The 20,887-nt window shown below is 47.8% G+C and carries 15 protein-coding genes and 1 pseudogene; 13 read left to right on the forward strand and 3 right to left on the reverse strand.

Annotated features, from left to right (window positions below; all coding sequences use genetic code 11):
* Positions 1-4: 4 nt before the first annotated feature.
* Complete coding sequence (locus HMPREF0999_RS03015) at positions 5-1,171, forward strand: MalY/PatB family protein (RefSeq protein ID WP_009275132.1); 1,167 nt, start codon at positions 5-7, stop codon at positions 1,169-1,171.
* A 90-nt stretch (positions 1,172-1,261) separates the two neighbouring features.
* Here the strand turns inward: HMPREF0999_RS03015 and HMPREF0999_RS03020 are convergent, their stop codons facing one another.
* Positions 1,262-4,372, reverse strand: coding sequence for a glycoside hydrolase family 2 TIM barrel-domain containing protein (locus tag HMPREF0999_RS03020; RefSeq protein WP_009275133.1), 3,111 nt, complete (start codon positions 4,370-4,372; stop codon positions 1,262-1,264).
* Between the two features lie 12 nt (positions 4,373-4,384).
* Complete coding sequence (locus tag HMPREF0999_RS03025) at positions 4,385-5,542, reverse strand: MFS transporter (protein WP_008779829.1); 1,158 nt, start codon at positions 5,540-5,542, stop codon at positions 4,385-4,387.
* A 114-nt stretch (positions 5,543-5,656) separates the two neighbouring features.
* Between HMPREF0999_RS03025 and HMPREF0999_RS03030 the strand changes: the two genes are divergently transcribed.
* The 3 genes and pseudogenes from HMPREF0999_RS03030 to HMPREF0999_RS03040 all read left to right on the forward strand — a co-directional run bounded on the left by HMPREF0999_RS03030 (position 5,657) and on the right by HMPREF0999_RS03040 (position 8,168).
* Positions 5,657-6,061, forward strand: a complete 405-nt coding sequence (locus HMPREF0999_RS03030) for an HsmA family protein (RefSeq protein WP_005857157.1) — start codon at positions 5,657-5,659, stop codon at positions 6,059-6,061.
* Positions 6,062-6,140: 79 nt separating this feature from the next.
* A pseudogene (locus tag HMPREF0999_RS03035) lies at positions 6,141-6,698 on the forward strand (cytochrome-c peroxidase); the annotation flags it as partial.
* A gap of 72 nt (positions 6,699-6,770) precedes the next feature.
* Complete coding sequence (locus tag HMPREF0999_RS03040) at positions 6,771-8,168, forward strand: thiamine pyrophosphate-dependent enzyme (RefSeq protein WP_009275134.1); 1,398 nt, start codon at positions 6,771-6,773, stop codon at positions 8,166-8,168.
* A 4-nt stretch (positions 8,169-8,172) separates the two neighbouring features.
* On the opposite strand, the gene HMPREF0999_RS03045 is transcribed toward HMPREF0999_RS03040, so the two are convergent.
* Positions 8,173-9,276: a Gfo/Idh/MocA family protein gene (locus HMPREF0999_RS03045; protein WP_005857151.1), complete on the reverse strand. Its 1,104-nt coding sequence runs from the start codon at positions 9,274-9,276 to the stop codon at positions 8,173-8,175.
* Between the two features lie 108 nt (positions 9,277-9,384).
* On the opposite strand from HMPREF0999_RS03045, the gene proS reads away from it, so the two are divergent.
* The 9 genes from proS (at position 9,385) to HMPREF0999_RS03100 (ending at position 20,884) form a co-directional block, all read left to right on the forward strand.
* Positions 9,385-10,866, forward strand: coding sequence for a proline--tRNA ligase (gene proS / locus HMPREF0999_RS03050; RefSeq protein ID WP_005857149.1), 1,482 nt, complete (start codon positions 9,385-9,387; stop codon positions 10,864-10,866).
* 66 nt (positions 10,867-10,932) lie between these two features.
* On the forward strand, positions 10,933-12,060 hold the full coding sequence (locus tag HMPREF0999_RS03055; protein WP_005857147.1) for an AraC family transcriptional regulator: 1,128 nt from the start codon (positions 10,933-10,935) through the stop codon (positions 12,058-12,060).
* A 557-nt stretch (positions 12,061-12,617) separates the two neighbouring features.
* The gene (locus tag HMPREF0999_RS03060) at positions 12,618-15,416 is read left to right on the forward strand and encodes a response regulator (RefSeq protein WP_005857145.1); all 2,799 of its coding nucleotides are present in this window, start codon (positions 12,618-12,620) and stop codon (positions 15,414-15,416) included.
* Positions 15,417-15,807: 391 nt separating this feature from the next.
* Positions 15,808-16,194: a hypothetical protein gene (locus HMPREF0999_RS03070; RefSeq protein WP_005857143.1), complete on the forward strand. Its 387-nt coding sequence runs from the start codon at positions 15,808-15,810 to the stop codon at positions 16,192-16,194.
* 36 nt (positions 16,195-16,230) lie between these two features.
* Positions 16,231-17,568, forward strand: coding sequence for an OmpA family protein (locus HMPREF0999_RS03075; RefSeq protein WP_009275135.1), 1,338 nt, complete (start codon positions 16,231-16,233; stop codon positions 17,566-17,568).
* Positions 17,569-17,584: 16 nt separating this feature from the next.
* Positions 17,585-18,529, forward strand: coding sequence for a hypothetical protein (locus HMPREF0999_RS03080; RefSeq protein ID WP_009275136.1), 945 nt, complete (start codon positions 17,585-17,587; stop codon positions 18,527-18,529).
* Positions 18,530-18,575: 46 nt separating this feature from the next.
* Complete coding sequence (locus HMPREF0999_RS03085) at positions 18,576-19,589, forward strand: hypothetical protein (protein ID WP_009017339.1); 1,014 nt, start codon at positions 18,576-18,578, stop codon at positions 19,587-19,589.
* Complete coding sequence (locus HMPREF0999_RS03090; protein ID WP_009275137.1) at positions 19,586-20,161, forward strand: hypothetical protein; 576 nt, start codon at positions 19,586-19,588, stop codon at positions 20,159-20,161. Before HMPREF0999_RS03085 ends, HMPREF0999_RS03090 begins: the two co-directional genes overlap by 4 nt.
* A 237-nt stretch (positions 20,162-20,398) precedes the next feature.
* Positions 20,399-20,884 (forward strand): HU family DNA-binding protein, encoded by a 486-nt coding sequence (locus HMPREF0999_RS03100; RefSeq protein ID WP_005857125.1) that lies wholly within the window; start codon positions 20,399-20,401, stop codon positions 20,882-20,884.
* Positions 20,885-20,887 lie beyond the last annotated feature (3 nt).

The raw sequence follows: 20,887 nt of genomic DNA on the forward strand, positions 1-20,887 counted from the left end.
GAATATGAGATATAACTTCGATGAAATAGTGCCTCGTACCGGTACGAACTCCTATAAATGGGATAGCGCTGTGGATACGGATGTTCTACCGATGTGGGTGGCCGATATGGATTTCCGTACGGCACCCGTTATTATCGAAACCTTACGGCAACGTGTAGAACATGGTATTTTCGGTTATACTCGAGTACCGGATGCATATTACGAAGCGGTGACAGGCTGGTTTGAACGTCGGCATGGATGGCAAATACGAAAAGAATGGATGATTTGTACCTCCGGAGTTGTTCCGGCAATTTCTGCCGTTATCAAGGCGCTAACCGAGCCGGGTGATAAAGTACTGGTGCAGACTCCGGTTTATAACTGTTTTTTCTCGTCCATCCGCAATAACGGATGTGAGATTATCCGCACCCCTTTGTCTTATGCCCATGATACATTCACGATTGATTATGAGGATTTGGAGAAAAAAGCCGCTGATCCGAAGGTAAAGGTCATGCTGTTGTGTAATCCTCATAATCCCGCTGGAAGGGTATGGACACGTGAGGAACTAAGTCGTATCGGCAAGATCTGTATCCATAATGGCCTAATAGTCGTATCAGATGAGATACATTGCGAACTCGTATTTCCGGGATATACTTTTACACCGTTCGCATCTATCTCAGAAGAATTCCTACGGCATTCCGTGACATGCCTGTCGCCTAGCAAGGCTTTCAATATCGCTGGATTACAAATCGCCAATATCGTGTGTTACGATGAGAACCTACGTCGGAAGATAGACCGGGCAATCAATATCAACGAGGTATGCGATGTGAATCCTTTTGGTGTAATAGCTACCATAGCGGCCTATAATGAGGGAGAGGAATGGCTGTCGCAACTGATCGATTATTTATGGCAGAATTACTTATACATGAAAGATTTTTGCGGGAAATATCTGCCGGACTTTCCGATAACCTTGTTGGAAGGCACTTATCTTGTATGGATGGATTGCCGTAAGTTAGGTAAATCATCGGAAGAATTGGAGCACTTGCTGATCGAGAAAGCGAAGCTATGGCTCAATGCCGGAACGATGTATGGAGCAGAAGGCGAAGGCTTCATGCGTTGGAATATCGCTTGTCCACGTTCCTCGCTGATAAAGGGGGTGGAGCTGTTCAGGGATTTTGTAGGCTGTGCCTGTTAAAGAATAGTGATGATAGAAAACGTGAGAAGGGGAAAACATCTATTGCTTTCCCCTTCTTTCATATATCTCTCACTAGATAAAAGATTCGTTTTACTCGATCTCGATGCTATGTTTTACCGGAGTAAGAATGAACGTGAACTCATAGTCGCCGTAAGGAATCTGGTATTCCGGGAGTGCGATAGTTCCCCAGCTATTTACACAGCCTAATCCCATCTGTACCTTATCGAGACAAAGGTTTGTCAAGTCGACTTCCTCTACTTCTGGAGAGTGTCTTTGATCCTTTCGGGCACCGTCGTCCAAAGACTCTATCGTATAATGCAAAGCGGAAGCGGAGAATGGGGCAGAGGCTACGACCTCGATACCGTTGCCAGCCTCGTTCAGCATTTTCCACCAGCGGATATCCGATTTCGTTCCATTCTCTTGCGGACGGATATACGAATAGAATTGCTCGTCTACGGTCTGGCGGTAAATAGCCAAGTCCGCGTTACCCTTGCGGTCGATATAATTCTCCACGGGACCACGGCCGTAGTATTCGATATTCTCGAAATATCTCGGCATCGGCATTTGCATACCGAAGCGGAACATGGGGGATACCTTGGCATTCTTGTCTGCTGTCATTTTCTGGGTAACCTTGATCGCACCCTTGTTATTGATCACGTACGTCAAGTTCAACTTGGCGGATACGGTCGGCATATCGTAAACGGCCTCTACGATCACTTGCTTGTTCTCCATCCGTTGGTTAAGAGAAGTCAGCTTCATTTCCGGATTCTTCCATGCGGCGTACTTCTTCTGTAGGCCAGCTCCGAAATCATTGTCTGTCGGCGCACGCCAGAAGTTAGGAGTCAAAGCCTCTCCTTCCTTGATCATGTCTTGGCCGTTTACCTCGTATTTGATCAGGTAACCATTCTCACGGTTGAATTCGGTACGGAAACCACAACCTTCCACGATCAGGTAATTGGCGTCGTTATCTTGTACGGCTGGAGCCTTGGTTTCGATATTGGTTGTTTCCACGTTTTTCAAATCCATAGATGGAGCCTTGTACGGGTTCAACGTCAGCTGATCCTTGGCCACGGTATGTCCGGCGGGTAATAAGCCCTCACGGTTCTTCAGTTTATAAGATACATTCAGCAACCATTCCGTGCATTGGCAAGTCTCGCCTAGATCCAATCGGATCGTTGATGTTTGTTGGGGAGCTACTTTCAGGTCATCGACACGTCCGCTACGAACAACCTTGCCGCCTTTCAGCATTTCCCATTCCAGATAATAAGCGGAAAGGTCACGGAAGAAATTCTCGTTGTACACCTTGATCTCACCTTTCGACAGATCGCCGGGGGTTGTCCAGATATCTTGGTAATAATACCCCACCTCGTACATATGCGGGTTCGGAACACGATCCGGGCTGATCAAGCCGTTATCGCAGAAGTTATTATCGCTAGCGTCGAACTTATTGAAATCGCCGCCATAAGCATAGATCATTTTCCCGTTCTTGCCGGTCCAGCGCACGGATTGATCCACGAAGTCCCAGATGAAGCCCCCTTGATATTTCGGGTATTTACGGATCAAATCCCAATATTCCTTGAAACCTCCTTGAGAGTTACCCATGGCATGAGCGTATTCACATTGTATCAAAGGCTTTTGCATGGAGTTATCCTCGCTGTATTTAGCGCAATCCTCGTAGTTGTAATACATCGGGCAGAAGATATCGGTCTTTCCGTTCTTTCCGGCCTGTTCGTATTGTACGGCACGGCTGGGGTCTTCGTTCTTGATCCAGTCGTAAGCGGCCTCGAAGTTAGGACCGTATCCAGCCTCGTTACCCAAGGACCAGAAGATGATACTCGGATGGTTGAAGCCACGTTGGACGTTACGTTGGTTACGTTCCAGATGCGCTTTCTTATAAGATGGGTTCTTGGCTAACGTCTCCTCGCCGTATCCCATTCCGTGAGACTCTATATTGGCTTCGGCTACGACATAGATACCGTATTTATCGCAAAGATCGTACCAGAAGTTGTCATCGGGATAGTGGCAGGTACGAACGGCGTTCAAATTGAATTTCTTCATGATCTGTATGTCCTGTATCATGCGTTCGCGTGAAACGACATAACCGCCATCGGGATCCATCTCGTGACGGTCGGCACCCTTGAAAAGAACCGGTTGCCCGTTCACGAGTATCTGGGCGTTCTTTAATTCGATCTTACGGAAACCTACTTTTACGGGGATTACCTCGATTGTTTTGCCTCCCTCTTTTAAAGTAGCCCGTAAAGTATATAGATAGGGAGTCTCCGCAGTCCATTTGTGGGGAGAGGAGACTTCTATCGTCGTGCTGACCTTTCCGGAAGCGTTCAAGGATTGGGTAGTGACAGCTTTATTCTGGGCATCCAATAGTTCAAGCTCTACTGTACCTTTACCCTTCATGGTCAGGTTGACTGCCAACGAGCCATTTTGGTATTGAGCGTCCAGATCCGGAGTCACACGTATATCGGCGATCTGTTGCTTTGGGTTACGGGCGTATAAATAACAATCACGTCCGACACCGCTGTAACGGAAGAAATCTTGGTCTTCCAGATAAGTGCCATCACACCAGCGGAATACTTGGAAAGCAATCAGGTTTTTTTGTCCGGGTTTCAAGTAAGGAGTTAAGTTAAACTCCGCTTCCAGCTTGCTGTCTTCGCTATAGCCTACGTACTTCCCGTTTACCCACAAATACATATTGGAGGTAACGGAACCGAAATGGGCGATGATCTCTTTTCCGTTCCAGCTGGCAGGAACCATGATCTCACGACGGTAGGAACCCACATGGTTATTAACGGTAGGGACCTCGGGCGGGTTGTTCTTGAATTGCTCACGCCAAGCGTAACCAACGTTTACGTAGAGAGGATCTCCATATCCGTTCAGTTCCCATACACCGGGCACAGGCATATTGTTCCATCCTTTGTCGTTGTAATCGGTCCGCCAGAAATCGGTAGGACGAGCGTCAGCGTTCTTTACCCAAAAGAATTTCCAAGGACCGTTCAAGGTCATGAAGTTCTGGGATTGTTCCTTGGCGTCCTTCGCTGCCACCTCGGCGGTCTCGTAGGCGAAGAAATTGGCGTGCATCGGGGCACGGTTTACGGCGTTGACCTCGGGGTCTCGCCACTCATTCGACTGGGCTACCGCTGTGAAAGCCAAAGCGGCAAACAGTCCGGTCATAAGTTGTCTTTTCATGCTATTATATTTTTAATCTGCTTTACGGAATTGCAAAACTAAGAATAAAATTCCGGGTATGGCAATAATTCCGGCGGAAACTAACAGGGCGACACGTAAAGAATAGAAATCATTTAGCCAACCTATAAATGGGGCGATGGCAGCGAATATCAAGCGGATCACAAAGTTACGGATCGACAAGACCGTAGCCCGCATCTCCGAGAAGGTCATTTGATTAATGTAACCTTTCAAAATCGGTGTGGCGAAGCCCCGGACTATATAGAAAATGAACAAGATCGCTAATCCCCAATAAGTAAGGTTATAAGCGAGCGATATATATCCACCTACGATTATAAGTAGTATAAACGTGTTTGATTTACGCATCCCGAAATACCGCTCTACCTGATCAGAATAGAGGGCGGACAATCCCACAGTCAGATTGAGCACGGTCCAAATGACACCGTAATAGGAGGTCGGGGTTTCCAACTTCATCAATACGGGCTGCACGAACCATGCCATCGTTAATGTAGCGGCTCCGATGATACCGGAGAACATGATGTTATAGCATAGCTTACGGTTCGTGACCAAGGAATATTTCAAGATGCGGAGAATCTCGGAAACCGGGTTCTGCACCTTGCTCTTAGTATTGAATTCCTGCAAGGCGAACGCCGCTGGAATGCCGATAAAGGCGACAAACGCTTGGGCGTAAAACGGCAATCGCAAGGAATAGGCGGCCAGCAATCCACCGAATATCCCGGCGATGGCCTCGGCGAAATTACCGATCATCGTGATACGTCCCTCATACCGCAAATAAAGTTCTTCTTTTTTATATCGTACGGTTGTATCGTAGAGCAGCGCCGAATCCGCTCCGTTTACCAAGGTTTGCCCGGTTCCCAACAAAATCTCGGCGAAGAGAAATGCCGTGAAAGTGGAGGTGAAAGAATAACATAGGTACCCTCCAAAGAAAAGTATACAACCTAGAATCAAGCATTTCTTACGCCCCCATACGTCCGCCAGATAGCCCGAGGGAATCTCCAAAGTGACAGCGGCGACCGAGTAGACACTCTTCAAAATAAACACGTCTTGTAGTCCTAAACCATGATCCTCGTAGAATAGGACAATGATAGGCATTACGAGCGAGAACCATTTGGATAACTTGATCAGATAGAGAGCGAGTATATTTTGTTTCATATTTTTCAACGGGATTGCCCTGTCGTTTTTATTTAGACACGCGAATGTATGAATTCTTTGCCAATAGCCTGAACTTTTTTAGGAAGCTTCTGTTCTTTTTGAAAAAGGAAAAATATGGTATTCAATCAACTTGATATTCATTTACTGATTACGGCCATTTGTGTCATATCATCCGCCTTGATATGCTATACGATCGGGGTCTGGGGCGAGCGTTTCCAAGGACAGTTAAAAGCGTGGCATCTTTGGTTTTTTGTATTAGGACTTTATGCGGACGCTATTGGAACGGGCTTGATGGAGCATATCGCCCAACTGACCCATTTACATGATACGGTACATACCGTAACGGGAATTATCGCTATTTGCTTGATGCTGATCCATGCGATCTGGGCGATTTGGACTTACTTTAAAGGTTCGTTAAAAGCCAAACAGCATTTCAACAGATTTAGCATTGTTGTGTGGTTCATCTGGTTAATTCCTTATTGCATCGGTATCTACATGGGGATGTCTCTCCATAAATAGAGGCCATCGCTCATATATCTTGAGAAATAAATCGTACATTTGGTGATATGTTTACTATATAAACGAGGTGATCGCCCTCTACGAGCGTTCCGCCGAGATGAATCCATTCTCCTCGAAGTTCGATGCTTGGCAAGCCGGCAAATGTCAATTAACAGAAGAGGAGAAACTAGGCTATGAGCTTTTCAAGGAAAAAGGGCTATGTGCCGAGTGCCATATCTTGGATCCCGACGAACGGGCCGGGAAGGTGCTATTCACCGATCATACCTATGATAATCTGGGGATTCCCTCAAATCCGGGCAATCCATTCTTTAAGGTTTCGGCTCCCTATAATACGTGTGGTAAGGATACGATGGATCTTGGCTTGGGCTCACGACTGCGTGATCCGGAAGAATACGGGAAGTTCCGTGTGCCTACGCTCCGCAATATCGCTCTGACAGCTCCATATGGCCATAATGGATATTTCAAGACCTTGGAGGAGATCGTACATTTTTATAACGTAAGGGATGTAGAGGATTTCCCCCCGGCGGAATATCCCGAGACCGTAAATAAGGATGAACTGGGGAACTTAGGTTTATCTCAGGAAGAGGAGACTGCGATTGTCGCTTTTTTACGAACATTGACGGATTGCATCAAATAAAAATCAGTCTTTCCAAAAACTTTCTCCAGCCCTTGATAGTTTTCTTATAAAATAAAAAGAAGAGTTTAAACTATGGCGAAGAAAGTTGCGGACCAGTTAGTGGATACGCTGGAAAAAGCAGGCGTACGACGTATATACGCCGTGACAGGCGATAGCCTGAATGAGGTGAACGAGGCTGTTCGGAAAAACGGCAGATTGCGGTGGATTCATGTCCGTCATGAGGAAACGGGGGCTTATGCCGCTGCGGCGGAGGCCCAGTTGACAGGCGAGTTGGCTTGTTGCGCAGGTAGTAGTGGCCCCGGGCATGTACATTTAATTAATGGGCTGTATGATGCCCAACGATCCGGAGCACGGGTCTTGGCGATCGCTTCCACGATCCCTTCCCGGGAGTTTGGTACGGAATATTTCCAAGAGACAAATACGATCAAATTATTCGATGATTGTAGCTATTATAACCAAGTAGCCACTACGCCGGAACAATTTCCCCGGATGCTTCAAGGCGCTATGCAAGCGGCGATTTCATCATGTGGGGTCGGGGTGATCGGACTTCCCGGTGACTTGGCGGCAGAGAATGCTACAGCGGGTTTGTCCTCTACCTTTTCTTTTCCTACGCGACAACGGGTTTGTCCCGCCGAACAGGAAATCCGGGAATTAGCGGATTTGTTGAATAATGCGAAGAAAGTGACACTTTATTGTGGAATAGGGGCGAAAGATGCCCATCCGGAATTGGTGCAGTTGGCTAAATATGAGAAAGTTCGGGAAAATCTCCGTTCTGCCGCCGCTGTCCGGGGGAAAGAAGAGAAGATACAGCCAGAGTACGTGATCTCGGTCGTAGACGAGCTTAGCTCGGACGACGCCATATTTACCGTGGATACGGGTATGACTTGTGTATGGGGTGCCCGCTATTTGCAAGCTACGGGTATGCGGAAGATGTTGGGATCATTCAATCATGGCTCGATGGCGAACGCCATGCCGCAAGCGATAGGGGCGGCATTGGCTTATCCCGGCAGGCAAGTCGTTGCGTTGTGTGGTGATGGAGGTATCTCAATGTTGTTGGGCGACCTTGCTACGATCGTGCAATACCATTTGCCGATTAAATTAATCGTATTTAATAACCGTTCCCTAGGAATGGTAAAACTTGAGATGGAGGTGGCCGGACTGCCGGATTGGCAGACCACGATGCTGAACCCGGATTTCGCCCGGGTCGCCCTTTCAATGGGAATGGCGGGCTACAACGTGATCAACCCCGACGATGTATTCCCCACTTTGCAGAAAGTGTTTAACGCTGACGGACCGGCCTTGGTTAACATCATGACCGATCCGAACGCATTAGCGATGCCTCCCAAGATTGAGTTCTCCCAAATGCTTGGTTTTGCCCAGACCATGTATAAGTTAATGATGGAGGGGCGAAGCAAGGAGGTCTTGGATACCATCGATACGAATCTAAAACATTGGAAAGATGTGTTTTAAACTCTCAAAAGAGCTGGATAACCGCTTTAGATTTCGCGCTTTGAATGGCAGCGTCCAATATCCGCACTACCATTAGGTTATTCTCCAACGAGGAAAGGTCCGTGGGAGGTACGTCAATCTCTTTACGGACAGCGGCTTTCAAGAAATAAAAGGAATCATTATAAGGAGCGTTCAAGGAAGGTGCTATTTCTTGGCGCTCCTTTCCGTTGGTATAAATTCGCATTTCCTTAGGCGTATCTTGGTAAATATATCCTTTGTCGCCATAGATATGCATATCTTTTCTACCCATCGGCCAACACCATGATCCCATGATCTGGACGGTTGCGGAAGGATATTCCACGATAATAGTTGCGTCATCGTCTACCTTGGGATAAAGATTCGGTTTATTCTGCCGTAGTACGGCGTATACGCTAAGAGGCTTTTCATCTTTCATGAGACGGGTGGCTAAGTTGGCTCCGTAACATCCAAAATCGATAACTGCCCCGCCGCCATTCAGCATGGGGTCGGTTAACCAGTCCGTGAACTCTTTTCCGCAGTTGATCTCGAAGGGACCTTGATGCCCGTCGTATACGTTGATACGATCGATCTTCCCGATAGCACCGCTGTCGATAAGGCGGAATGCCTCATGGTTGGTATTATACCACGTAGTCTCGTAGTTGGTAAGCAACAAGATATTTTTCTCACGGGCGAGCGATGCCATTCGGGTAGCATGTTCGTTATTGACGGCTAATGGCTTTTCTACCATAACATGTATGCCTCTCGGTGCGCAAGCCTCTACCACACGAAGATGGTCGTGGATCGGCTCGTATACGATGACCGCCTCCGGATGGGTCTTATCCAGCATCTCGCCAAGGTCCGCATAGAATAGGTTAGGATCCAGCTTATCCCGCAGACCGTTATGTTCCCGTAAGTAATCATCTTTCTCGGCGACTCCTACAATCTTGAAATCGCCTCTATCCAAACGGCTTATCACCTCCCATAGATGTCCGTGGGATACTCCTGCCACGGCCAGTCGCAAAGGCTCTCCATCTTGCCCTTTCGCCGTGAGAGTTAAGAACGTAAATGCACATAACATAAGTAAGTAACGTGTGATCTTGTGTATATTCATGATATTATCTATATATAGTTTTTACAAAGATATACGATTATTTCTTACCTTTGCAACCCATTACTTATTCAGATTAAGGAAAACAGTATAATTTAGAAATATAAAGAAATGGCAAAAGAGCTGAAAGAACTTACACCGAGAAGTGTAAACTATTCGCAGTGGTACCAAGATTTGGTAATTAAGGCAGATTTGGCGGAGAATTCCGCCGTGCGTGGTTGTATGGTGATCAAGCCTTACGGATACGCTATCTGGGAGAAGATGCAACGTATCCTAGACGATATGTTCAAGGAAACCGGTCATGTGAACGCTTATTTCCCCTTGCTGATCCCGAAGTCTTTCTTAAGCAAAGAAGCTGAGCACGTAGAAGGGTTCGCCAAGGAGTGCGCCGTGGTTACTCACTATCGTTTGAAGACAAATCATGACGGTACGGGGGTTGTCGTAGATCCGGCAGCTAAACTGGAAGAGGAATTGATCATTCGCCCGACTTCGGAGACCATTATATGGAATACATACCGTAACTGGATTCAGTCTTACCGCGACCTGCCTATCTTGTGCAACCAATGGGCGAACGTGATGCGCTGGGAGATGCGTACTCGCTTGTTCCTTCGTACGGCTGAGTTCTTGTGGCAGGAAGGCCATACCGCTCACGCTACTCGTGAAGAAGCGGAGATAGAAGCTAAGAAGATGCAAGAGGTTTACGCGAACTTCGCTGAGAATTATATGGCAATGCCAGTAATAAAGGGCGTGAAGTCTGAGAGCGAGCGTTTCGCTGGTGCTTTGGATACCTATACGATCGAGGCGATGATGCAGGATGGAAAAGCTTTGCAGGCGGGAACTTCCCATTTTTTGGGACAGAACTTCGGTAAGGCTTTCGACGTTACTTTCATCGACAAGAACGGCAAGAGCGACTATGCTTGGGCTACTTCTTGGGGAGTTTCCACACGTTTGATCGGTGCGTTGATTATGTCTCATTCCGATGATAACGGTTTGGTATTGCCTCCTCATTTGGCTCCGATTCAGGTTGTGATCGTCCCGATTTATCGTAGCGCTGAGCAATTAGCGCAGATCAGCGAGAAGGTCGCTGGTATCGTGGCTAAGTTGAAGGCGTTGGGTATCTCCGTGAAATATGACGACGCTGATAATAAGAAGCCGGGCTGGAAGTTCGCTGAGTACGAGTTGAAAGGTGTTCCCGTGCGTTTGGCTATGGGTGGTCGTGATTTGGAAAATAATACAATCGAGGTGATGCGCCGTGATACTTTGGAGAAGGAAACGATCACTTGTGATGGCATTGAGGAATACGTGAAGAATCTGTTGGAGGAAATCCAAGCGAATATCTTCAAGAAAGCGTACGATCACCGTGAGGCTAACATCATAAACGTAGATACGTATGAGGAATTTAAGGAGAAGATCGAGGATGGCGTCTTCATCATGGCTCACTGGGATGGAACCCCAGAGACAGAGGAATTGATCAAGAACGAGACAAAAGCTACGATCCGCTGTATTCCTTTAGCTGGAGATAAGACTCCGGGTAAGTGTATGGTGACAGGTAAACCGTCGGCTTGTCGGGTACTGTTCGCCAGAGCTTATTGATTGTTATGCTAAAAGATGAAATAAAATGAGGGATGCTTTAACCGAAGGGCATCCCTCTCTAAGAAAATGAGCTACCACGAATTTATACTTGTCGTTAACTTTAGTAGCATCATTATCTTGGTGTTATTGGCGATGTTGTTATTGATTGCCACTCGGTTTCGTGGCGAGAGTGGTTATGCCGCAGCGATTATCGTTCTTCCTAACATCCCTGTTTATATTTACAACATGAGCCGCATGCTTGGTTGGCATGATATAACGTTGTTCTTTTTCCCTATCAGTTATTCGGTCAATACGCTGTTGATGCCGTTGCTGTGGTTATTTACCCGCCGCAACTTTGATCTTGATCCTCGTTTCAAGCCTGTCCAATTGTTGCATTTTTTACCGGCGATTGTCTGTGTCGTTATCGTGTTATCCATTCCTATGCGGAAGCGTATGGAGAGTATACTTCATGAGGTCACCGGTGATGATACTTGGATCGGTGATTTTAACGCTGCCGTGATTACCTCGCAGATGATCGGTTATTTTGTCGCTATCTTTATTTATCTTTACCGGAAGAAGCAGTATATAAAGGATAATTGGTCTGATGCCGAATACATGCAAAAGGAATGGATTCCGAAACTTATGATCCTGTTCGCTGCCTTGTTTGTCACCGTGATGACCTGCTATGCGATTTGGCCTCGGACTGATGCTTGGTTGATACAGATATTGAATGTGATGGCGATGAGCTTCCTCGTCTATAATTTTATTGCTCATCCAACTGTTCCTTATATCCAAGGAACGTCACGGATGCTCGTTAAGGATGAGACGGTAGGGTTTCAGTCTATACCAGACGAGGAACAAATGAGAGATATATGTTCCCAAGTGAAAGAGTATCTGGAGACAACAAATGCTTTCCTGCGAAAGGACCTTTCCTTATCCATCTTATCGAGAGAGACTGGTATTTACCAAAAATTACTTTCTCGGTCGATCAACGAATACTTAAAACAGAACTTCTTCGAGCTTATCAACGAGATGCGAGTGGGGGAAGCCAAGCGAAGGTTGCTCCTGCCGGAGAATGCTGGTCATACGGTAGATAGCCTTTATGAGGAATGTGGTTTTCGGACTCGTTCCACGTTCTTCTTGGCATTTAAGAAGGTAGAGGGTTTGTCTCCCGCCCAGTGGCTTAATTCGGTAAAAAAACATACGGATCAATAAACGCAACAGCTAAAAAGAGTACATAAACTCTTTCCGGGTCTGATTTTATTACTATATTTGTGTCGCTATCGTCAGATAGCGGACATATTTAGACACTAGGAAAGTGTTTAGCTTCGTTCTCAGAGATAAAATCTGGTAAATTTTTCACGGGAGAATAAGTTGTACTCTTCACGTCATTGTTATATGCTATACGTATATGGACAAAGGGCGTGGGCTGTTGCTTATTTACCGTACGGGTTTACCAGAGCCTATCTCTTAAATAAGTTAATAGTCCCACGCTTTCCTCATATTAATACTATCCGGATCGGGGCTTACCGGATGTACATCTTCGAGGCATTATGAAAAAATATCTACCACGTTTCTCTTTCTTTTTAATGATTTTACTCCATTTCATCATGAAATCAGTCTGAATATACAGCTTTCGGACTTCTCTAAACATCTTGTTTTAGGTGATTCGGGAAATAAACACTCTCTTTGCGGTATCGATTGAATCTGTTTGTTTACTTCTGAAAGTATTTTTGTATATAAAGCATTTTTGTTTTATATGCATTTTATTGATGTGGATACTCTCGCTGATACCTTCTTGTCATCGAGAGGGAGAGGTTGGTCTTTCCCAAAATGATCAGGTGGGTATAGATAGTGTGGTCTCGGCCTGTCCGGACATCGATTCTCTACAATCATGTCTAAGGTATTTCGAGAGAACTGCAAATGAGCTGGGAGTGATACTCGCCTATAAGGAATTAGAGGTACGTTACCGGGAAGCGGCCCGTTTTAATGAGGCGATAGGATGCCACCGGGAAGGCTTGCGATTGGCTATGCAAAGGAAAGATACCTCGGAGGTCATACAGGCCTTGAATAATATCGGTACGAACTTCCGGCGGTTAGGTATCATGGACGAGGCCTCCAATTATCATTATAGGGCATTGTCGTTGTGCGAGAGACTGGGTGATAAGGAAAGCTATAAAGCAAGAAAAAACCGGACCATTTCCTTGAGTGGTATCGGAAACGTGTATCTAACATTGGAAAATTGCGAGATGGCCGACAGTATTTTCCGAATAGCGCTGGAAGAGGAACGTACCTTGGATAGTGATCTCGGCTTGGCCATGAACTATGCGAACCTTGGCTCTATCTTCGAGATGCGTGGCATGATGGATTCCGCTTTTGTTTATTACAATTATTCTATGGAGCATAATCGTGCGGCCGGGTCTGTTGTCGGCATTTCGCTTTGCCATAACCATATAGGACGCTTGTTCGAGAAAAAGGGACAATGGGATCAGGCGATACGCGAATATCGTAACGCATACGACCTTATGGTGGCGGACAACGATCTGTATCATTGGCTGGAATCGTGCCTGGCCTTGGCACGGGTGAATATCTACAAGGGAGATCTGCGAATGGCGGAGGCTTTCTTGGAGCATGCGGAGGGTGCCGCTAAGGTGCCGCGGGCGTGGAAGCATTTGTCGAGCGTGTATCATCTGGATTACTTGCGTTATAAGAAGCTGGGTGATTATAAGAATGCCCTCAACGCTTATACATCAAGTCTCGCTTATGCTGATAGCATGCGAAATACTGAGAATATGAACCATATACAGAACCTCCGTGTGGACTACGAGAAAGAGAGGAGCAACCGGAAGCTTTCATTGATACAGAAGAATTATGAGATGGGGCAGCGTACCAAGAATATTTTCCTGATCGCTTGCTTGATCGTACTCTTCCTTACGGTGGTAGCGATGGGCTTTTTATGGTATGCCTTGCGGATGAAGTCCCGCAATCAGCAGGTGATGCGGCGCATGGAGGAGGTGAGGGCCAATTTCTTCACGAATGTCACGCATGAGTTTCGTACGCCGCTGACGGTTATCTTGGGTGTGTCGGAAGAGTTGCGGAAAGGGGGAATAGGCGAGGAGGAACTCAAGACCGGGCTGAATATGATTGGACGGCAGGGAAAGAACCTGCTGGAATTGGTGAACCAATTATTGGAAGTGGCGAAAGTGAGATCTGAGATTGGCGATCCGGAATGGAGGACTGGAGATATCGTAGCTTATACGAGCATGATCGTGGAAGATAACCGGGCGTATGCCCGCCAAGGGCAGGTAGACCTTTGTTTTACTCCTTCGGAGACGATTATCAGCATGGATTTCGTGCCCGAGTATTTCCGGAGGATCATGGATAACTTACTCCGTAACGCTATCAAGTTCACGCCGAGAGGTGGGAGGGTTGTCGTGACGATGGAGTGTGTGGGGAGTATGCTTGTCACGCATGTGGCGGATACGGGCTGCGGTATAGCCGAGGAGGACTTGCCGCATATCTTCAAGGCTTTTTACCTAGGTGAGACCGGAGGGGCAGGCACGATGGGCACGGGGATCGGCCTTTCTTTGGTACGGCAGATGGTGAGGAGCATGGAGGGCCGGGTGAGCGTGAAGAGTACGGCCGGGGTTGGTTCTGAGTTTGTCGTGATGTTGCCATTGAGACATGGTGACTCCTTCTGGGAACGTTGGGTACCCGGCGAGGAATCTAACGATAACGCCTCTCATCCGGAACCGGACAAGACCGTGATACTGCCGGATGCGACGATGGAGCCGGATAGCACGTCTATGCGCCCGTCTATATTGATCGTGGAAGATAATGCGGACATTTCTTATTATATCGGCCGGCTGCTTAATGGTGCGTATCAAATAATATATGCGCAAAACGGAGCGGAGGGGCTGGAGATAGCGGCGGAGCAAATGCCGGACTTGATCCTCACCGACTTGATGATGCCCGAGATGGATGGCTATGAGTTATGTAGGCGGGTACGTGAATCCGAGGTGTTGAACCATATTCCGATCATTATCATTACCGCAAAATCAGGAGGAAAGGAACGTGTCTGTGGCTTAGAAGTCGGGGCGGACGCTTATCTGGAGAAGCCTTTCAATGCGGAAGAGCTGAATATCCGGATAACAAAGTTGCTGGAACAGCGTCGTTTGCTGCGTGAGAAGTATTCCAAGGCTATGCGTGAGGGGACAGAACTGAATGTAAAACTAAACCCTGCCGACCAAGACTTCTTGGCTCGCCTGAATGATTATATATATGCGTTGATATCCAACCATGGCTTGAACTCGGACATGGTAGACGATAAGATGTGCATGAGCCGATCCCAGTTGAATCGCAAGGTCCGTGCCATCACGGGCTACAACACTTCCGCCTATATCCTGCAGATGCGCATGGAGAGGAGCAAACGCCTCTTGGCCTCTACCGAGGAACTGATCGGCGACATCGCCCTTAAATGCGGCTTCGAGGATGCCAATTATTTCGCCCGCCTTTTCAAGCAGATCTTCAATGTAACGCCTTCGCAATACAGGAAAAGCCTCATTCAATGATTCCGTGTAGCGGGTACTTCCGTGTAGAAAGGGGCTATGAAATTGAGAAATCCATATTTAACCTCATCATTGGGAAATCCGAGGGTATAGATATTGAATTCCGGATTGAAATCCTTGATGGTCAGATAGCCACTTTGGTAAATCACCGGGATAGGTCGGGTGGCGTCGGCTGTACATGGAAATATATTATAAACCAATCCGGGTACAATCCATCCTCAAGAATAACTCTTGTTTATAGAGCGTCTGTTACGATGGGCAACGTGACGTGCTTACAATGGGCATTATAAGGAGCTAATAATGCCCATTGTTATTCTTCCATAGATTCTATCGGAGGCGATTCGGCCGGCTAGCATTTCTAATCGACTGCTCTTTAATTAGTTAATTATTTTCAATGCGCAGATTCTCTTGGTTTGTCCTAGTGAAATGCGTCGATTATCCTATAAGAATGCGTCATTTCTCCTCACGGGCGATCGCTCTCGGGGCTAATTTTGCGAATAAAGAAATCGGACGTTTCACCAAATCTGGTTCGAGTATGGAAGAAGAAAAACACAAGAAGCCTTTGCTTTCTTATGAGGAGGTGATCGAGGTCATCGATGAGCGCATCTCGCGTGACGAGCCTGCCACTGCCGACGAGCGGATCAAACGTGTCGAGGAAGTGGCCGAGCAAATGGAAGAAGAACGTAAAAAAGGGATATCGTGCCGTAAGAAGGTTTCTCGCTTTTTTCGGAGATCCTTGATAAATCTGGACCGATCCATCAGAAGGTGTTTCGGTAAATAAATAGGAATGAATTATTAATCTAATGAATTAAAGGAAATGAAAAAGCTAGTATTTATTTTATCTGCCATGTTGCTCCTAATCGGGACAATGGACGTGCAAGCCCAATGGGGAAAGAAACTCCTCAAGAAAGCGGGTGAGAGTGCCAAACGGGCAACGGAGAGGAACGTGGAACGGAAAGTGGAACAGACCGTAGACAAGGCTTTCGAGGGAGCGGAGGATGTGGTGACGGGGAAAGGGAATAATAATAATGAAAAGGAGGAGCCACCAACAAGTACAAATTCACAAGGGAATTTTGAAACTATGGATGATGGGGAAGATCTGGCACAGCAGGAACAGCAACAACCACAGCAATCACTCGAAATGACGTATGCCAAGAGTGACTTCGTGCCGGGGGATGAGATTATTTTTGAGGATGATGTGACCCGGGAACAGATAGGAGAATTCCTCAGCCAGTGGGATTTATTAAAAGGTACTGTTGAGATCGCTCAAATCAATGGCGATAAGGTGATACTTTGCGTGAGTCAGGATGATCCGGTCATTGCACCGCTATTCGATAATATGAAAAGTTATTTGCCGGAAAAGTTCACGCTGGAATTTGACTTTTGGGTAGGGCCTTTTACAAAAAAGGGAGATGATGAGCCGGAAAATTGCTATATCGTACGTTTTTACAAACCCGAATCGGGAAGTCGTGTTCAAACTATCAATCTTGACGACTGGTATTATAGTGCTTCAGACCATCGTACACGCCTAAGATGGGACTTTATTCCTTCCTCTGGGGAGAACAGCCGTAGCGGAAGCGATGACTCTTTTCGGACTATCCCGAACTCATGGAACCACTTCTCACTGTCCTTCAATCAACGGGCAATGAAAGTTTACATAAATGGTATCCGCTATGCCAATATTCCGAATACGGTAGCACCCGGACATTTTGACATACAGTTTTATAGAGGCGGTGGATATTTTACGAATAACACTTCCATCCGCAACATACGTGTCGCCAAAGGCGCAGTGCCATTGTACGACCGCATGATGAGCGACGGTAAGTTCATCACGTATGGCATCACCTTCGATGTCGGCAAGTCCACCATCAAACCAGAGAGTATGGGTGAGATCAATCGTATCGTCAAATTAATGACCGATAACCCCGACCTGAGATTCTCCGTAGAAGGCCATACCGATAGCACCGGCAACGAGGCTTCCAACCAGACGTTAAGCGAGGCCCGCAGCAACGCCATCGTAGGTAAACTGGTTGAACTGGGCATCAGTGCCGATCGCCTCTCCGCTTCCGGCAAAGGACAATCATCTCCCATCGCCGATAACGGAACGGACGAGGGTCGTGCCAAGAACCGGCGGGTGGAGTTTGTCAAGATGTAACGAATAAGTGAGCGATATGAAAAAGAAATTCTACATACTGATGTGCTTGGCGAGCCTCGTCTTGATGGTAACGGCTTGCGGCGGCAAGGAGAAGATCAAGGAGAAGCTCCGTGCGGCTACCGAGGCCGTAAAGGAGCGGAAGGAAGCGGCCGCCTCCGAAAAGGGGAGCGATCTGGAAATGGATAAACAAGGCGACAGGCCGGATAACGGTGCCTTTGTCGATCCGTCGCTCACGCCGGCCCAGCGTAAGGCGATCGACAAGGAGAATCCGTGGTTCGCTCGCAACTTCCGTATGGAACTGACAGCTAAGTCAATGGGGAACAAGGTGAACGTGGAAATACAAAAGTCGGGCAAAATCCTTTATTACCATTTCTGGAACAACTCTGGCAATGTCGAGACGCTTATCCTGCTTGACGAAGGCGATTATAAGATTTACCAGATTTCGTCTAAAAACAAGGTGGCGCAGCTAAAGGCGACTTCCGACTCGGACTATTATGCGTTCTTTTGCGACAAGATAGGGAATGTGTATGGCATTGTCCATACTGCTCAGAAAGAGAAGAAGGTGGAACAGGACGATAGCTTTGTCCAGTCCAGCACGCAAGAATCTGTCGGGGTAGAGGACGTGCGTTGGGGCGGCTTCGATTGTGAGAAGATCACCCGTGTCACTGGTACCGAGAACGACCTGAGTGCCGGGATGAAAGCCATAGGAGACCTCTTTGGCACTAAATCCAGCATGGACAACTCGATTAAAGACTTGAAACATATCGAGACGACCGACATCGTCTGGATTGAAAAGAATAGCGGAGCTGTGGTACACCGCAAGTTCTCCGTGAAAGGAGGAGCCGGAATGGGTAACTATGCGGAACGGATGAAACCGCAACCCTCCGTCACGTTGCTCACCTTCTCGCCCGATCCGTCGTTGATACCGACCTCTCAGGAGGGCTATAAACTGGTGAAATAGGTATTCATATAATATAGAATGTATAACACGCTCAAATAAGAAAGCCATGAAGAAGCTATCGATTCTACTACTCAGTCTTGCCGCTATGGGAGCATTCGCTTTCGTCTTGCCTTCCTTGCCCACCGGGCAAAGTGGCGCTTATCCTACGGAAACGGCTTTTATGGCCGAGGCCGAAGAGATGTTCCAAAAAGGGAACAAGCTTTACGAGCAAGGCTATATGCTACAGGCGAACTACTATTACGGGCAAGCCGTGGTAGCCGTGGCCAGCCTTCGCTACGGGTTGAGCGAGCTGATCTACGTAAAACAGCGCGACGAGAGGGCCGCCGCCAAGAAAGCCGCCGAAGAGAAACAGCGCAAGGAGGACGAGGAAGATATGGAAGATTGGGGATGGGAAGATGAGGGAGGACTCCTTACTGCGCTTACCAACCTAACCGGGAAGCTGGATACGATGACCGAAAAACTGAGCCAGGAGCTTGTCAATATGGAATTGGATGAGGACAGCGAGCGGAGCGAGGCTTGGGACTTGTTGGCTACCCAAAGCATAGCGTCGCCTTACCCTTACTTCTTCGAGGCCATCTCGTGGGATTACAAGGGAAAGGAAGATAAGGCGAGAGAATGCTACGCCAACGCGATGTGCAACCCCGCTTTCCCGTCCACCGTATGGGATTTCTCCTATTGGCAGGACCTTACGAGCGGCGAGCTCAGGGCCATTGCCCGCAGGCTGCTCCCCAAGGAGGAGGAATACCGCAAGTATTTTCACCTGAGCACCTATAGCTGCCCGCACCATTACCTTAATTTCGACGATGACTACCTGACGGCGAAAGCCGCCGACACCTTGGTCGTATTACCCACGGCCGTGGGAGCGGCGCTCATGCTGTATGAGACGGCCGTACAGGCGAACCCCTTCAACGCACGCAATTTCGCCGGTGCCTCGTTGCTGAGCGTACAGAACGGCGATAGCGTAAAGGCCGCCTACTACCTGAACGAGGGGCTGCTGATAGATCCGGAGAATAAAGGATTGCAAGCATTACTGAACGTATGGAAAGGAGGACACAAATGAAACGCATAGGATTCATATTTACCGTGATAACGCTATTCTGCTTGTCCGCTGTTTCCCGGGTGATAGCGCAATCGGATTGGAGCTTGATAAACTTCGACTTGATCAACCTGCCTTGCGAGCCGGGAAGCCATTCGTTGACCTATACCATGTATTACGGAGTCAACCCGTTTAAGGTTAAGTCGTTTAACGATATAGAGTGCCCCATCATCTTCGGGGGAGAGTTGGTCTGCACCAGATCCATCGACCTGAAAGAAAAGAAGGAGGCGGTAAACCGGGCCCTAAGCGACCTGGGCTGGAATTTCGCCACGCTGCGGCAAGTGATCGAAAGGGCGGCGCAAGCCAAGCCGAACGATATAACGAACGAGCAATTCTGGGACGACCTCGTGAGCATGAGCGGGTTGAACGGCCTGGCGGGAGACGCGTTGGCGCTGATCAGCGGCGTGAAGGATCGCGACAAGTATTACGAGGCGGAGAGGATACAGGGACGGCTCAAGAGCGAGGCGTACAAATACTTGGTGAATAAGACACTCTCCTCTGGGAAGAGTATAATACGCTTATGGAGAATCAATTAAACACCGAGACGAAGCAAACACCCGCACAAATGCAAGGCGAATCGGGCGACGGTGGCCAGAGGGGAACGCTGGGGAGTCATCGACGAGCAAGACCATCGTGCGACGTTAACGGTGTCACACGTATGACATCAGCTGCCTCACACGTGCGACACCTAGAGCCTCACGCCTGCAAGACCGGCAACGAGAATAGAGAGAAATAACAATTATCACATTATCAACAATTTAAAACAAAACAAGATGGCAAAGTACAAGTTAATTAAGAAAGTGAATCCGCAGAAAAGACAGGAACCTGGCAAATGGTACGCGACCCCCAAAAGCGAGACCCCGCTCTCGGGCAAGGCGATGACGTGCGCCGCCACCGCCAACACCACTACTGCTCCCATCGAGATGGAGGCCTCGCTGGAGCTTCTGGCCAAGTTCGTGCCCCAACAACTCCAGCAGGGACACACGGTGAAGATACCGGGCTTGGGTACTTTTCGCCTCACCTTCAAGAGCGATGGCGTGGAAGATATTAACAGTTTCCGGGCGAACAGCATGATCAAGAACGTCCGGATCGTATTCACTCCCTCGAAAGAATTGCGGGAGAGCGTGCTCAGCGGCCTTACGTTCGAGGACGGCGGCGTACTGGAGGACGACATCAGCTACGCTTCTATAGCCGATTACCGTTTGGCCAAAGGTGTCCCGGAGGGCGGCGGAGACTCGGAAAGCCCGGGTGAGATTTAAGGT

Origin of the sequence: Parabacteroides sp. D25, assembly GCF_000307475.1 — a bacterium.
Lineage (GTDB): Bacteria > Bacteroidota > Bacteroidia > Bacteroidales > Tannerellaceae > Parabacteroides > Parabacteroides distasonis.